Source organism: Falsiroseomonas sp. CW058 (assembly GCF_050563535.1).
In the GTDB taxonomy this organism is placed as follows: domain Bacteria; phylum Pseudomonadota; class Alphaproteobacteria; order Acetobacterales; family Acetobacteraceae; genus Falsiroseomonas.
The window spans coordinates 69,200-84,166 of sequence record NZ_JBNXUO010000004.1; the positions used below are offsets into that span (position 1 = coordinate 69,200).

The following is a 14,967-nucleotide window of genomic DNA, read 5'->3' on the forward strand; positions in this document are numbered from 1 at the left end:
CCATCCGGCAGGGATGGCGCGAAGGCCGCGGTTCAGGCCGGGACGGCCTTCTCCCGCTTGCGCTGCACCGAAGAGGGGATGCGCAGCGCCTCGCGGTATTTGGCCACCGTTCGGCGGGCGATGTCCACACCCTCCTTCCTCAACCGCTCGACGATGGCATCGTCGGACAGCACGTCGTCGGCGCTTTCCTGGCCGATCATCTCCCGGATGCGGAAGCGGACCGATTCGGCGCTGTGGCTTTCCCCTCCGGCCGTGCCGGCGATGGCGGTGGTGAAGAAGAACTTCAGCTCCATCGTGCCGCGGGGGGTGGCGATGTATTTGTTCGCGGTGACGCGGCTGACCGTGCTCTCGTGCATCGACACGGCATCGGCCACGTCGCGCAGGATCAGCGGGCGCAGATGGGCGACGCCATGGCGGAAGAAGCCGTCCTGCCGGCGCACGATCTCGGCCGCGACCTTCAGGATGGTGCTGGCCCGCTGTTCCAGCGACTTCACCAGCCAGGTGGCCGATTGCAGCCGGTCCGCCAGGAAGGCCCTGTCGTCCTTGTTCCTCGCCCCGACCACGGCGCGGGCGTGGAACCCGCGGTTGACCAGCACGCGGGGCAGCGTTTCCGGATTCAGCTCCAGCGCCCAGCCGCCGTCCGGGGTGCGGCGCATCAGCACGTCCGGGACGACGGCCGGCGCCGGCGCCGCGTCGAAGCTGGCGCCCGGCTTGGGGTCGAGCCGCTTCAGCTCCGCGATCATCTCCGAGAGGTCCTCGGGGTCCACGCCGCAGGCCTTCATCAGCCCGCGCAGGTCGCGCCGGGCCAGCATCTCGAGGTTGTCGAGCAGCGCCTCCATGCAGGGGTCGAGCCGGTTGCGGTCCGCCAGCTGCACCGCCAGGCATTCGCGCAGGTCGCGGCAGAACATCCCGCAGGGGTCGAGCCGCTGCATCCGCGCCCGCACCGAGGCGACCTGCGCCTCTCCGCAGCCCAGCGCGGCGGCGATCGCCGCATCGCCCACCGGCAGTCGCCCGGCGGGATCGACCGAGGCGAGCATCTGCGCCGCGATCATCCTCTCCCGCGGATCGAAGAAGGTGAGGCGGATCTGCTCGCCGAGGTGCTCGCGCAGCGTCAGGCGGCGGTCGGCCAAGTCCTCGATGGTCGAGAGGTCGTCGTCGAAGTCGCGCCCGCCCCCCCGGCCGGCGCCGCTGCCGAAGCCGCCCTCGGCCTCGTACACGTTGTCCCATTCGGCATCGAGGGGGGCGGCGCCTTCGGCCGGCATGGTGTCGGCGGTGGCGGCGGCGTGGGCGTCGGCGGGTTCGGGGGAGGCGGACTCGCCCGGGCGCTCGTCCGCCACGGTGCGGGGCTCGGCGCGCTCGTCACGCTCCAGCAGCGGGTTGCGCTCCAGCTCCTCCTCGACGAAGGCGGTGACCTCCATGTTGGAGGACTGCAGCAGCTTGATGGCCTGCCGCAGCTGCGGCGTCATCACCAGGGACTGCGACTGCCGCAGGTCGAGCCGCGGGCCTAGCGCCATCGCCTCCGCTCCTCCCCCTGCCGCGCGCGTCCACCCATGGCGCGACCCCTAGAGGGAGAACCTTTCGCCCAGATAAACCCGCCGCACCCCTTCATGCGCGACGATGTCGCGGGGGCTGCCCTCCATCAGCACCTGGCCGTCATGGAGGATGTAGGCGCGGTCGATGATCTCCAGCGTCTCCCGGACATTGTGGTCGGTGATCAGCACGCCGATGCCGCGGTCCTTCAGGTGCTTCACCAGGTCGCGGATCTCGCCCACCGCAATGGGGTCGATGCCGGCCAGCGGTTCGTCCAGCAGGATGTAGGCGGGTTGCGTCGCAAGCGCCCGCGCGATCTCGCAGCGCCGGCGTTCGCCGCCCGACAGCGCCAGCGCCGGCGCGCGGCGCAGATGCGCGATGCCGAATTCGGCCAGCAGCGAATCGAGCATCTGCTCCCGCCGGTCGCGGATCGGCTCCACCACCTCGAGCGCGGCGCGGATGTTGTCCTCCACCGACATGCCCCGGAAGATCGACGCCTCCTGCGGGAGGTAGCCGAGCCCGAGGCGCGCGCGGCGGTACATCGGCAGGAAGGTCACGTCGTGGCCGTCCAGCATCACCTGGCCCTCATCGGGCTGCACCAGGCCAGTGATCATGTAGAAGGTGGTGGTCTTGCCCGCGCCGTTCGGCCCGAGCAGGCCCACCGCCTCCCCCCGCTTCAGCGAGATGGAGACGTTCCGCACCACCGGCCGCTTCTTGTACCGCTTGCCGAGGCCGGTCGCGACGAGGCCGGTGTTCTGCGCGGCCAGCCGCACCGGGCCGCGGCCCTCGCGCACCGTATCGGGCGGCGTCATCGCTGCGCCCCCTGCTGGGGGGCGGGCGGCTGGGCGGGCCGCCGGGGCGGTGGCTGCGGCTGGCGCGGCTGCTGGGGCTGGGCTTGCGCGGGGGGAACCTGCGCCTGGGCCGGCTGGGACTGCTGCGGGACGACCAGGCCCTGCACGCGCTGGCCCGGGGCGGAGACGAGGCGGGAGACGCCGCTGCGAAGGTTGACGATCGCTTCCTGCCCGTTCAGCTGGTTGTCGCCGCGCGTGATCCGCACCCCGCCGACGAGCCGCGCGAGGCCGGTCTGCGGGCTGTAGACGCCGCGTTCCCCGCGGACCACCTCCTCGGCCGTGCGGATCTCGACATTGCCATAGGCCTCGACACGGTCGATGCGGCTGCCCTCGCCGGCATTCGGCAGGCCGGCGACCGGCGCGCGGGCGGGCTGCGCGGCGGGGGCGGCGGCCTGGGCCCCGGCCGGCGGCGCGGCTTCGAGGAAATAGGCGACGAGCGTGTCGGCCGCGATGCGGCGGTTGTCGGCCGTGGTCACCACGGCGCCGCCGCGGGCCACCGCCATGCGGCGGGTGGGCCAGTATTCCAGGCTGTCGCGCGCGGTGATGCGCTGGTCCGGCGTCTCCAGCATCAGCCCGGCGCCGGACAGCACCATCACCGCCTGGTCCATGTCGTAGACCGCGCGTTCGCCGGCGGCGCGTTCGGTGGCGGATGCGATGCGCACGCGCCCTTCCGCCTCCAGCCGCCAGATCTCGCTGCCGGAGACCGGGCTCTCGCCGCCGGCCGGCGCCGCGCCGGCGCGCGGGCGGTAGCGGGCGATCAGGCGGTCGCTGTCCACGCTCACGCCGTCGCGCAGCGCGCGGGCATTGCCGCGCGCGATCACCACCTGTTCCGCCTGGCGCCATTCGATGCCGTCGGTCGAGGTGATCTCGATCGGCCCGCCCTGGGTGAGGTCCAGGTTCTGCGCCGCGACCGGCAGGGCCACGAGCAGGGCGGCGACTGTCAGCAGGCGCCTCACGGTGCGGCGCCCCCGGCGGCGCTTTCCAGCACGACGCGGGACTGGCCGGTGAAGACCACCACCTGGCCGCGGTCGCGCAGGCGGAAGCCCTGGGCCGTCAGCGTGCCGAAGGGGCCCTGCGCCGCCACCGGCAGGTCGCCCGAGGCGCTGCCGAGGGCGAGGTCCATCGACGCGGCCTCGGTCGCGAATTCGGTGCCGTCGTCATGGTGGACCGTGACGCGGCCGGCCAGGTCGAGGAGGTTGCGGGGCTTGTCGAAGCGGCCTTCGCGCGCCTCGATATACACCCAGGCGCCGTCGCCCAGCACCATGTCGGCGCGTGGCGCCTGAAGCTGCACCACTTCCTCGTCGCCCATCTGCACCGCGACCTCGGCGGTGACGGTGTAGGGGCGGTTCTGTTCGTCGAGACCCTGGTAGCGCGGCTCCACGATGCGCAGCGCCTCGGGCCGGATCTGCACGACCCGCCGGAACGACACGCGCGCCTTGTCCGCCGCGCTGTCCAGTTCCGGCCAGAGCGCGACGAGGGCAAGCAGCCCGACGGCCGCCATCGGCAGGACGCGCTTCGCCACCGAGACGAGCAGCCGCCGCCGCGCCAGTTCGCCCGGCGTCGGCGCCCGCCGCTCCCGCGATGGCGCCAGCATGCGGCGCGGCGCGGCGCGGCCGGGCAGGGGGGCGGGACCGCCGCTGCGGCTGGCGATGGTGGGGGGCACTCTCACGCTGTCTGTATGGGCCTGCGGATGCAGTGGGTCAACGCGCGGATGCGATCCGACAAAAACCGTGCCACTTTGCCGCGCGCCCCGGAACCGATGCGCGGGGCGCCCGCGGCGGTCAGTGCGCGAAGATGTCCGGGTCCTCGTAGCCGAGCAGGTCGAGCTGGCCGCGCACGGGCAGGAAGCGGAAGCAGTCCTGCGCCAGGGCGAGCCGCCCCTCGCGCTTCAGCAGCCCCTCGAGACGGGACCAGAGCGCGTGCAGGTGCAGCACGTCGGACGCGGCATAGGCCAGCTGTTCCGCCGTCAACTCCGGCGCGCCCCAGTCGCTCGACTGCTGCTGCTTCGAGAGGTCGACGCCGAGGAGGTCGCGGCAGAGATCCTTCAGCCCGTGCCGGTCGGTGAAGGTGCGCACCAGCTTGGATGCGACCTTGGTGCAGACCACCGGCGCCACGGTGACGCCGAGCGCCTTGCGGAGGACCGCGACGTCGAAGCGGGCGAAATGGAAGATCTTGAGGACGGAGGCATCCTCCAGCAGACGCTTCAGGTTCGGGCAGTCGCCGCCGCGGCCGCCGAGCGAGGGCAGGACGATCTGCACGCAATGCGCCGTGCCGTCGCCGGCAGACAGCTGCACGAGGCAGAGCCGGTCGCGCCGGGGGTCGAGGCCCATCGTCTCGGTGTCGATCGCGACGGAACCGCCGAAGGAAAGCCCTTCGGGCAGGTCGTGCCGGTGCAGCTGGATCACGGTATGTCCGATGCGCCCCGCAGGGGCGATGAGGGTGACCGCCACGCTGCTGCAACCCTCGTCAGTCTGGTGCCCAGGAAAGGACTCGAACCTTCACGACCTTGCGGCCACAGGTACCTGAAACCTGCGCGTCTACCAATTCCGCCACCTGGGCAGGCAGCGCCTCGCGGCATGTCGGGGCGTTTACGGTCCAATCGCCGGCTCGTCAAGCGGGGGGCGCGCTTGGCGATGCAGCGCACAAAACCTATGGTCCGCCGCGACGAGGGATGGAGTGGCGGCGATGCGCGGCTTGATGGAGCGTAAGGTTGCGACGGTGTTCGGCGGCTCCGGCTTCATCGGGCGGTACGTCGTCCAGCGCCTGGCCGCGCAGGACTACATCGTCCGCATCGCCACCCGGAACCCGGCGGCGGCGCGCTTCCTCCAGACGCAGGGGCGGGTCGGGCAGATCGTGCCGCTCGCGGCCTCGGTGACCGACGAGGCGGCGATCGCCCGCGCGGTGGAAGGGGCGCAGGTGGTGGTGAACCTGGTCGGCATCCTCCACGAAGGCCGCGCCAGCGATTTCATGCGCATCCAGGGGGAGGGGCCGGGCAAGGTGGCCCGCGCCGCCGCGGCGGCGGGCGCCCAGGCGATGGTCCATCTCTCCGCGATCGGCGCCGATTCGGAGAGCCCGAGCCTCTATGCCCGCAGCAAGGCGCTGGGCGAGCAGGCGGTGCTGGGGGCCTTCCCGGCCGCGACGATCCTGCGCCCCTCCGTCGTGTTCGGGCCGGAGGACGGCTTCTTCAACCGCTTCGCCGGCCTCGCCGCGCTGCTGCCCTTCATGCCTGTCGTCTCCGGCGGGACGCGCTTCCAGCCGGTCTATGTCGGCGACGTCGCCGACGCGGTCGCGGCCGCCCTGGCGCGGCCGGAGGCGCGGGGCAGGACCTATGAGCTTGGCGGACCGCGGGTGATGACCATGCGGGAGGTGCTGACCTATGTGCTCGACGTCACGCGCCGGCGCCGGCGGCTGGTGGACATGCCGGCCGGGCTGATGTCCTTCCAGGCCTCCATCCTCGAGAAGCTGCCGAACCCGCAGATAACCCGCGACCAGCTTCTGCTTCTCGGCCGCGACAACGTGGTGGCGGAGGAGGCGGCCGGGCTGGCGGAACTCGGCATCGCGCCGAAGTCGGTGGAGATGGTGGTGCCTGGTTACCTGACGCGGTTCCGCGTGGGTGGCGGGCGGCGGGACGGGAGAAGGTAGTCTCCTTCCGGACCTTTCCGACCAGCCGCCTTGTCCTGAATTGGGGTGCGGCGGCTCTGACCAGGCATATTAGGTCAGGATATATGCCCTTCGGGTCGAAAACGGACTCGCATCGGCCGGAGGAGTGATGTAGGCAGCGCCGGCCGGCGCCCGAATTCGTGACCATGCGCGCCGCCTCGTCGCAGGGAGTGCCCGCCGCCATGGCCGACCGGATGCTGCAATTCGTGCGCCTCGACCAGCGCAACCCGGAGAAGCGGGACGCGGGCACCCGTCGCGACGATTTCGGCGAGATCTACCGTGCCTTCGACCCCGCGGCGGCCAGCAGCCAGGCCAGCCGTTGCAGCCAGTGCGGCGTCCCCTTCTGCCAGGTCCACTGCCCGCTCAACAACAACATCCCGGACTGGCTGAAGCTGACCGCGGAAGGCCGGCTTGAGGAGGCCTACGAGGTCTCCTCCGCCACCAACACCTTTCCCGAGATCTGCGGCCGCATCTGCCCGCAGGACCGGCTCTGCGAGGGCAACTGCGTGATCGAGAAGGGCTTCGGCTCGGTCACCATCGGTTCGGTCGAGAAGTTCATCACCGACACGGCCTGGGAGCGCGGCTGGGTGAAGGCACCCGCGCCGCGGCGCGAACTGGCGGAGAGCGTCGGCATCATCGGTGCGGGCCCCGGCGGGCTGGCGGCGGCGGAGCGGCTGCGGACCCGCGGCTACCAGGTGCATGTCTATGACCGCTACGACCGTGTCGGCGGCCTGATGATCTACGGCATCCCCAACTTCAAGCTGGAGAAGGAGGTGGTGCTGCGCCGCTGGAAGCAGTTCGAGGAAGGCGGCATCCGCTTCCACCTGGACACCCAGGTGGGCCGGGACGTGACGCTGGCCGAATTGCGCGCACGCCACGATTCGGTGCTGATCGCCACCGGCGTCTACAAGGCGCGGGAGATGGCGGCCCCCGGCATCGGGCTGCGCGGCATCGTGCCGGCGCTGGACTACCTGACCGCGTCGAACCGCGCCGGCCTGGGCGAGAGCGTGGCGGCGCTGGAAAGCGGGCAACTGAACGCCGCCGGGCGCAACGTGGTCGTCATCGGCGGCGGCGACACCGCGATGGACTGCGTCCGCACCGCGGTGCGCCAGGGCGCCGCCAGCGTCACCTGCCTCTACCGCCGCGACCGCGCCAACATGCCCGGCTCGATGCGCGAGGTGTACCATGCGGAGGAGGAGGGCGTGCGCTTCGAATGGCTCGGCGCGCCGGAGGCCTTCCTCGGCGAGGGCGGGGTCGCCGCGGTCCGCGCGCACCGCATGCATCTCGGCCTGCCGGACGCGACCGGCCGGCAGCAGGTGGCGCCGATCCCCGGCAGCAGCTTCGACCTGCCCGCGGAGCTGGTCATCATGGCGCTGGGCTTCGACCCCGAGGACCTGCCCCGCGCCTTCGAGGAGCCCGCCCTGCCGGTGACGAAATGGGGCACTCTGAAGATCGACCACCGCACGATGATGACGGCGCTGCCCGGCGTCTTCGCCGCGGGCGACATCGTGCGCGGCGCCTCGCTGGTGGTCTGGGCGATCCGGGACGGGCGCGACGCGGCGGAGCAGATGCACCGCTTCATGCAGCAGAAGGCGAGCCCCCTCGCCGTGGCGGCGGAGTGACGACGATGGACAACGGGTTCGAGACCGGCGCTGCCTTCGCCGCCAGCTATCCCGCGCAGGCGGCCCGCCTTGCGGCGGAGGCCCATCTGGACGTCACCGAGCACGATGCCTGCGGCGTCGGCGTGGTCGCCGCGCTCGACGGACGCCCGCGGCGCGAGGTGGTGCAGGCGGGCATCGACGCGCTGCGCGCCGTCTGGCACCGCGGCGCGGTCGATGCGGACGGCAAGACCGGCGACGGCGCGGGCATCCATGTCGAGATCCCGCAGGACTTCTTCGCCGAGGTGGTGCGCCGCGGCGGCGACGAGGTGCGGCCCGGCCGCATCGCGGTCGGCATGGTGTTCCTGCCCAAGACCGATCTCGGCGCGCAGGAACGCTGCCGCCAGATCGTCGAGACGGAGGTGCTGAACGCCGGCTACGCCATCTATTCCTGGCGGCAGGTGCCGATCGACGTCGCCTGCATCGGCGAGAAGGCGAACGCGACCCGCCCCGAGATCGAGCAGATCCTGCTGTGGAACCCGCGCGGCTTCGACGACGACACCTATGAGCGCGACCTCTACGTTATCCGCCGCCGGATCGAGAAGCAGGCGATCGCCGCGCAGATCCCCGAGCTGTACCTGTGCTCGCTGTCCTGCCGCTCGGTCATCTACAAGGGGATGTTCCTGGCGGAGAACCTGACCGACTTCTTCCCCGACCTGCTGGATGAGCGGTTCGTCTCCCGCTTCGCCATCTACCACCAGCGCTATTCGACCAACACCTTCCCCACCTGGCGCCTCGCGCAGCCCTTCCGCATGCTCGCCCACAACGGCGAGATCAACACGCTGCATGGCAACGTGAACTGGATGAAGTCGCACGAGACGCGGCTTGCCCATGCGCTGCTCGACCCCTTCATGGACGACATCAAGCCGGTGGTGCAGGCCGGCGGGTCCGACACCGCCACCCTCGACAACGTGTTCGAGCTGCTGGTGCGCGGCGGGCGCGACGCGCCGATGGCGAAGGCGATGCTGATCCCCGAGAGCCTCGGCAACAACGCCACCATGCCGGCGGCGCATCGCGACCTGTTCCTGTATTGCAACGCCGTGATGGAGCCCTGGGACGGCCCGGCGGCGATCGCGGCCACCGACGGCAAGTGGATCATCGCCGGGCTCGACCGCAACGGGCTGCGCCCGATGCGCTACACTGTCACCGCCGACGGCCTGCTGATCGTGGGGTCCGAGACGGGCATGGTGAAGGTGTCCGAGGACCGGATCACCGCCAAGGGCCGCGTCGGCCCGGGCCAGTGCGTCGGCGTGGAACTCGCCACCGGCCGCTTCCTCGGCGACACGGCGATGAAGGACATGCTGGCCTCCCGCAAGCCCTTCGGCCAGTGGACGCAGCGCACCACGCGCATCGACGGCATCGTGAAGTCCGGCGCCGACGAGCAGGCGACCCTGACCGGGGAGTTGCTGCGCCGCCGCCAGCTTGCCGTGGGCTACACGCTCGAGGAGCTGGAGACGATCCTGCACCCGATGGTGGAGGACGCGAACGAGGCGGTGGGCAGCATGGGCGACGACACGCCCATCGCCGTGCTGTCCGGCCAGTATCGCGGGCTGCACCACTATTTCCGGCAGTCCTTCAGCCAGGTCACCAACCCGCCGATCGACAGCCTGCGCGAGACGCGGGTGATGACGATCAAGACCCGCCTCGGCAATCTCGGGAACATCCTCGACGAGGACCCGACGCAGTGCGACATGCTGATGCTGGACAGCCCGGTGCTGTCCAACGCGGAATTCGCGGCGATGCGCGCCTACATGGGCGACACGGCCTGCGTGGTGGACGCGACCTTCCCGGTGGCGGAAGGCGAGCAGGGGCTGCGCCGCCACATCGAGCGCATCCGCCGCGAGGCGGAGGAGGGCGTGCGGTCCGGCTGCACGCACGTCATCCTGACCGACGAGCACCAGGGGCCGGAACGCGCCGCGATCCCGATGATCCTGGCCGTGGGCGGCGTGCACACCCACCTGGTCCGCAACTCGCTGCGGACCTTCACCAGCCTGAATGTCCGCTGCGCGGAATGCATCGACGTCCACTACGCCGCCGTGCTGATCGGCGCGGGCGCGACGACGGTGAACGCCTACCTGGCGCAGGAGAGCATTGCGGACCGTCACCGCCGCGGCCTGTTCGGCGACCTGCCGCTGAAGGACTGCGTCGCCCGCTACAAGAAGGCGGTCGACAAGGGCCTGCTGAAGATCATGTCGAAGATGGGCATCTCCGTCCTGTCTTCCTATCGCGGCGGGATGAATTTCGAGGCGATCGGCCTCTCGCGCTCGCTGGTGGCGGAGTTCTTCCCGGGCGTCGCGTCCCGCATCTCCGGCATCGGCCTGTCCGGCATCGCGCGGCGGCTGCTGGCGCTGCATGCGAAGGCGTGGGACCAGGATGCGGTGACGCTGCCGGTGGGCGGGCTCTACAAGCTGCGCCGGACGGGCGAGAACCACGCCTTCGACGGCAGCCTGATCCACACGCTGCAGCGTGCGGTGGAAACCGACAGCTACCAGACCTTCAAGCGGTATTCGGACGGCGTCCGCAAGCTGCCGCCGGTGGCGCTGCGGGACCTGCTGGACTTCCGCGCGGAGGGCCGCGCCCCGGTCGCGCTGGAGGAGGTCGAGAGCATCACCGAGATCCGCAAGCGCCTCGTCGCGCCCGGCATCTCGCTCGGCGCGCTGAGCCCCGAGGCGCATGAGACGCTGTCGATCGCGATGAACCGCATCGGCGCGCGGTCCGACAGCGGCGAGGGCGGCGAGGACCCGGCCCGCGCGCGGCCGCGGCGGAACGGCGACAACGCCAATTCCGCCATCAAGCAGATCGCGTCCGGCCGCTTCGGCGTGACCGCCGAATACCTGAACAACTGCCGCGAGATCGAGATCAAGGTCGCGCAGGGCGCCAAGCCGGGCGAGGGCGGGCAGCTGCCCGGCTTCAAGGTGACGGAGCTGATCGCGAAGCTCCGCCACTCCACGCCGGGCGTCATGCTGATCAGCCCGCCGCCGCACCACGACATCTACTCGATCGAGGACCTGGCGCAGCTCATCTACGACCTGAAGCAGATCAACCCGGATGCGACGGTCTGCGTGAAGCTCGTCGCGCGGTCCGGGATTGGCACGATCGCGGCGGGGGTCGCCAAGGCGAAGGCGGACGCCATCCTGGTGTCCGGCCATTCGGGCGGCACCGGCGCATCGCCCGTCTCCTCCATCAAGCATGCGGGCCTGCCCTGGGAGATGGGGCTGAGCGAGACGCACCAGGTGCTGATGCTGAACCGCCTGCGCCATCGGGTGAAGCTGCGCACCGACGGCGGCATCAAGACCGGGCGGGACGTGGTGGTCGCCGCCATGCTCGGCGCCGAGGAGTTCGGCATCGGCACGGCAAGCCTGGTCGCGATGGGCTGCATCATGGTGCGGCAGTGCCATTCCAACACCTGCCCGGTCGGCGTCTGCACGCAGGACGAGGCGCTGCGGCAGAAGTTCACCGGCACGCCGGAGAAGGTCATCAACCTGTTCAGCTTCGTGGCGGAGGAGGTGCGGGAGATCCTCGCCTCCCTCGGCTTCCGCAGGCTGACGGACGTGATCGGCCGCACCGACCTGCTGCGCCAGGTCAGCCGCGGCTCGGCCGACCTCGACGACCTCGACCTCAACCCGCTGCTGGTGAAGGCGGACAGCGGCAGCCATGCCGCCTACTGCACGCTGGAAGGCCGCAACGAGGTGCCGGAGACGCTGGACGCCGACATGATCCGCGACGCCGCGGCGCTGTTCGAGCGCGGCGAGAAGATGCAGCTGGCCTACAACATCCGGAACACGCACCGCGCGATCGGGACGAAGATCTCGTCCAAGATCGTCCGCAAGTTCGGGATGGAAGGCCTGCAGCGCGGCCACCTGACGGTGCGGCTGCGCGGCTCCGCCGGCCAGTCGCTCGGCGCCTTCGCGGTGCGGGGCCTCAAGCTCGAGGTGTTCGGCGACGCGAACGACTATGTGGGCAAGGGGCTGTCGGGCGGCACCATCGTGGTGCGGCCGGCGCCGTCCTCCTCGCTGGTGTGGAACGAGAACACCATCATCGGCAACACCGTGCTGTATGGCGCGACGGGCGGGGCGCTGTTCGCGGCCGGGCAGGCCGGGGAACGCTTCGCGGTGCGCAATTCCGGCGCGCTCGCGGTGGTGGAAGGCTGCGGCGCCAATGGCTGCGAATACATGACCGGCGGCTGCGCCGTCATCCTCGGGCCGGTGGGCGACAATTTCGGCGCCGGCTTCACGGGCGGCATGGCCTTCGTCTACGACGCCGACGACGCCTTCGAACGGCGGGTGAACCCGGACACGCTGCTGTGGAAGCGCCTCGGCGGCAGCGCGCATTGGGAGGAGGTGCTGCGCGAGCACATCACCCGCCATGTGCGCGAGACGGGCAGCCCCTTCGCCGCGCGGCTGCTGAACGATTGGGCGCAGGAACGCGGCCGCTTCTGGCATGTCGTGCCGAAGGACTATGCACGCTACCTGCCGAAGCCGATGGCGGAGACGCCTGCCATCGCCGCCGAGTGAGGGAGCGGCCGCGGCGACCCCGGCCGGGGTCGCCGCGGCCGGGCTTCCGCCCCCGCCATCCCGGCCGCGCGCCCCCGCCCCGCGCAGCGGCATGGCCGCGGCGGGTTGGCCGCGCCGCGGCCGCGTGCGATAGGGGGGCATCCCGGACAGCCGGCCCGATGCGAATCCTCTATCACCTCCCCCTCTCCCCCTTCTCCCGCAAGGTGCGCCTCGCGCTCGCCGAGAAGCGCATCCCCTTCGACCTGCGCGTGGAGCGGGTGTGGGAGAGGCGCGAGGAGTTCCTGGCCGTGAACCCCGCATGCACCGTGCCGGTGCTGCAGGAGGCGAACGGCCTGTCCATCGTCGATTCCTACGCCATCTGCGAATATCTCGACGAAGCCTATCCCGACGGCCCGCTGCTCGGCCGCACGCTGGCGGAACGGGCGGAGGTGCGGCGGCTCGTCGCGTGGTTCGACGGCAAGTTCAACGCCGAGGTGACGCGCAACCTGCTCTACGAGAAGCAGATGAAGCGGCTGCTCGGCAGGGGCAACCCGGATGCGGCCGCGATCCGCGCAGGCTACGCCAACCTGAAGCCGCATCTCGACTACATCGGCTGGCTGGCCGAGACACGCGCCTGGCTTGCGGGGCATGCGCTGAGCCTCGCCGACCTCGCGGCGGCGGCGCATCTCTCCGCGCTCGACTACCTCGGCGAGATCGACTGGTCGCAGAGCGATGCGGCGAAGGACTGGTACGCACGCATCAAGTCCCGCCCGGGCTTCCGTTCCCTGCTGGGCGACCGCGTCAGCGGCCTGACGCCGCCGGACCACTACGCGGACCTCGACTTCTAGCCGGCGAGGAGCGCCCAGAGCAGCGGCAGCAGCAGCGCCGTCGCCAGCGCGTTCAGCCCCATGGCGAGCCCGCTGAAGGCGCCCGCCGTCGCGTTCACGCCCAGCGCGCGGGCCGTGCCGATGCCGTGCGCCGCCGTGCCGATCGCCAGGCCCCGTGCCCGCCAGTCCCGCACCCCCGCCAGGTCCAGCACCAGCGGGCCGAGCGCCGCGCCGACGATGCCGGACAGGATGACGACGACGGCGGTGAGCGAGGGCAGCCCGCCGATCCTCTCCGCGATCCCCATGGCGACCGGCGTGGTGACGGACCGGGGCGCGAGGCTCGCCGTCACCTCCGGCGCGGCACCCAGGGCCAGGGCGCAGGCCAGCCCCGCCAGCGCCGCGAAGGCGCCGCCCGCCACGACGGAGACGACGGCGGCCAGCGCCGATGCGCGCACCAGCGCGAAGTGCCGGTGCAGCGGGATCGCCAGCGCCACCGTCGCCGGGCCGAGCAGGAAATGGACGAACTGCGCCCCGGCGAAATAGGCGCGGTAGTCGATCCCGGCCGCGAGCAGCGCCCCCGCCAGCAGCGCGACCGCGATCAGCACCGGGTTGGCCAGCGGATGCCGCCCGCAGGCGCGATGGACCCGCAGCGCCGCCAGCCAGGCGAGCAGCGTCGCGGTCAGCGCCGCCAGCGGTTCCTGCGCGAGATAGACCCAGATCTCGGCAAGGCCGCTCATGCGCCGCCCCGGCCCCGCCGCAGCAGCCATTGCGCCAGCCGCCCCGTGGCCGCGATCGCCGCCAGCGTCCCCGCCACGACCGCGAGCGTCAGCGGCGCCCAGTCGCGTGCCAGCAGCGGCAGGTGCAGCACCACGCCCACGCCCGCCGGCACGAACAGCAGGCCGAGATTGTCGAGCAGCCCGTCGGCGGCCCGGCCAAGTTCCGGCGGCGCCGCCCGCCGGCGCGCCAGCAGCGCCGCGAACAGCAGCACCATCCCGACCACGGGGCCGGGCACCGGCAGGTGCAGGGCGCGGGCCGCGACCTCGCCGAGGAGCTGGCAGGCCAGCAGCGCGGTGACGGCCGGGATCACCGCCGCGCCGGCCCCGCCTCGCTCAGCGCCAGGTTCTGCGTCGCGAGGTCGGCGGCGGGGGAATCCGGGGCGATCTCGATCACCCTTTCCCAATCGGCCCGCGCGCCGTCCACCTGCCCGCCGAGGTGGCGCAGGATGCCGCGTTCCAGCAGGGCTTCCGGGTTGGCCGGCGCCACCGCCAGGGCGCGTTCGATGTCGCGCAGCGCCCTGTCCGCCCGGTCCAGGTGGCGCCAGGCCGCGGCGCGGAAGACCAGCGGCTCCGGCCGGTCGGGGTCGAGCGCGAGGGCGCGGTCCAGGTCCTCGATCGCCTCGCGCCAGCGTGCCAGCGCGCCGAGAGCGACGGCGCGGTCCACCAGCAGGTCCAGGTCGCCGGGCGCGAGGGTGAGGGCCATCGTCGTCGCGGCGAAGGCGCGCGTGGGCAGCCCGGCCAGCAGCCAGGCCTGCGCGGCCTGCGCGAACACCGCCGCCCGCGCAGCCCCGCCCGCGCGCGACCCGGCGGCGAGCTGTTCCAGCCGTTCCGCCGCCACCGGCGGATCGCCGAGCGCGAGGATCGCCAGCGCATGGCAGTGCTTCGCGCCGTCGCCGCCACCCTCGGCCTCCCAGCGTTCGGCAAGGGCGCGCGCGCCTTCCGGGTCGGTCTGGAGCAGGCCGAGGCAGCGTTCCACCTCCGGCCCGTCGGCCAGCCGCGGCGATTCCGGCGGGACCGGCAGCACTTCCTCGGCCGTCTGGGCGGGGCTGGGGCCGGCGACGATCCAGGCGCCCGTCGCCAGCGCCGCCAGCAGGGCGGCGGTGAAGGCGCCGAGGAGCATGGTGCGGGCCGGGCGTCGCATCGCGCCATCCTACCGGCGCGGGCAGGGGCGC

Annotated in this window: 12 protein-coding genes and 1 tRNA gene; 4 read left to right on the forward strand and 9 right to left on the reverse strand. The window is 72.0% G+C overall.

Annotated features, from left to right (window positions below):
* Positions 1-32: 32 nt before the first annotated feature.
* The 6 genes from rpoN to ACK8OX_RS05245 all read right to left on the reverse strand — a co-directional run bounded on the left by rpoN (position 33) and on the right by ACK8OX_RS05245 (position 4,940).
* Positions 33-1,514 carry an RNA polymerase factor sigma-54 gene (gene rpoN / locus ACK8OX_RS05220; RefSeq protein WP_430662875.1) on the reverse strand — a complete coding sequence of 494 codons (1,482 nt, stop codon included), beginning with the start codon at positions 1,512-1,514 and terminating at the stop codon, positions 33-35.
* A 48-nt stretch (positions 1,515-1,562) separates the two neighbouring features.
* The gene (gene lptB, locus ACK8OX_RS05225; protein WP_430662876.1) at positions 1,563-2,342 is read right to left on the reverse strand and encodes an LPS export ABC transporter ATP-binding protein; all 780 of its coding nucleotides are present in this window, start codon (positions 2,340-2,342) and stop codon (positions 1,563-1,565) included.
* A complete protein-coding gene (locus ACK8OX_RS05230) occupies positions 2,339-3,337 on the reverse strand; it encodes an LptA/OstA family protein (protein ID WP_430662877.1) in 999 nt (332 codons plus the stop codon). The genes lptB and ACK8OX_RS05230 overlap by 4 nt, the downstream gene beginning before the upstream one ends.
* Entirely contained in the window at positions 3,334-4,050 is a 717-nt protein-coding gene (gene lptC / locus ACK8OX_RS05235) for an LPS export ABC transporter periplasmic protein LptC (protein WP_430662878.1), read from the reverse strand. The genes ACK8OX_RS05230 and lptC overlap by 4 nt, the downstream gene beginning before the upstream one ends.
* Before the next feature lie 112 nt (positions 4,051-4,162).
* The gene (locus ACK8OX_RS05240) at positions 4,163-4,831 is read right to left on the reverse strand and encodes a ribonuclease D (protein WP_430662879.1); all 669 of its coding nucleotides are present in this window, start codon (positions 4,829-4,831) and stop codon (positions 4,163-4,165) included.
* Positions 4,832-4,853: 22 nt separating this feature from the next.
* Positions 4,854-4,940: transfer RNA gene (locus ACK8OX_RS05245), tRNA-Leu, on the reverse strand.
* A gap of 135 nt (positions 4,941-5,075) precedes the next feature.
* On the opposite strand from ACK8OX_RS05245, the gene ACK8OX_RS05250 reads away from it, so the two are divergent.
* From ACK8OX_RS05250 to ACK8OX_RS05265, 4 genes are all read left to right on the forward strand, one after another.
* On the forward strand, positions 5,076-6,023 hold the full coding sequence (locus tag ACK8OX_RS05250) for a complex I NDUFA9 subunit family protein (protein WP_430663019.1): 948 nt from the start codon (positions 5,076-5,078) through the stop codon (positions 6,021-6,023).
* A gap of 200 nt (positions 6,024-6,223) precedes the next feature.
* Positions 6,224-7,663 carry an NAD(P)-dependent oxidoreductase gene (locus ACK8OX_RS05255; RefSeq protein WP_430662880.1) on the forward strand — a complete coding sequence of 480 codons (1,440 nt, stop codon included), beginning with the start codon at positions 6,224-6,226 and terminating at the stop codon, positions 7,661-7,663.
* Between the two features lie 5 nt (positions 7,664-7,668).
* Positions 7,669-12,213, forward strand: a complete 4,545-nt coding sequence (gltB, locus tag ACK8OX_RS05260) for a glutamate synthase large subunit (RefSeq protein WP_430662881.1) — start codon at positions 7,669-7,671, stop codon at positions 12,211-12,213.
* Positions 12,214-12,371: 158 nt separating this feature from the next.
* The gene (locus ACK8OX_RS05265; protein WP_430662882.1) at positions 12,372-13,040 is read left to right on the forward strand and encodes a glutathione S-transferase family protein; all 669 of its coding nucleotides are present in this window, start codon (positions 12,372-12,374) and stop codon (positions 13,038-13,040) included.
* Here the strand turns inward: ACK8OX_RS05265 and ACK8OX_RS05270 are convergent.
* Genes ACK8OX_RS05270 through ACK8OX_RS05280 form a run of 3 tightly spaced genes read right to left on the reverse strand, consistent with a single transcriptional unit; the run spans position 13,037 to position 14,936 of the window.
* Positions 13,037-13,756 (reverse strand): LrgB family protein, encoded by a 720-nt coding sequence (locus ACK8OX_RS05270; RefSeq protein WP_430662883.1) that lies wholly within the window; start codon positions 13,754-13,756, stop codon positions 13,037-13,039. The two genes, ACK8OX_RS05265 and ACK8OX_RS05270, sit on opposite strands and share 4 nt — an antisense overlap.
* Positions 13,753-14,106, reverse strand: coding sequence for a CidA/LrgA family protein (locus ACK8OX_RS05275; protein ID WP_430662884.1), 354 nt, complete (start codon positions 14,104-14,106; stop codon positions 13,753-13,755). The genes ACK8OX_RS05270 and ACK8OX_RS05275 overlap by 4 nt, the downstream gene beginning before the upstream one ends.
* Positions 14,103-14,936: a tetratricopeptide repeat protein gene (locus ACK8OX_RS05280; RefSeq protein ID WP_430662885.1), complete on the reverse strand. Its 834-nt coding sequence runs from the start codon at positions 14,934-14,936 to the stop codon at positions 14,103-14,105. The genes ACK8OX_RS05275 and ACK8OX_RS05280 overlap by 4 nt, the downstream gene beginning before the upstream one ends.
* Positions 14,937-14,967 lie beyond the last annotated feature (31 nt).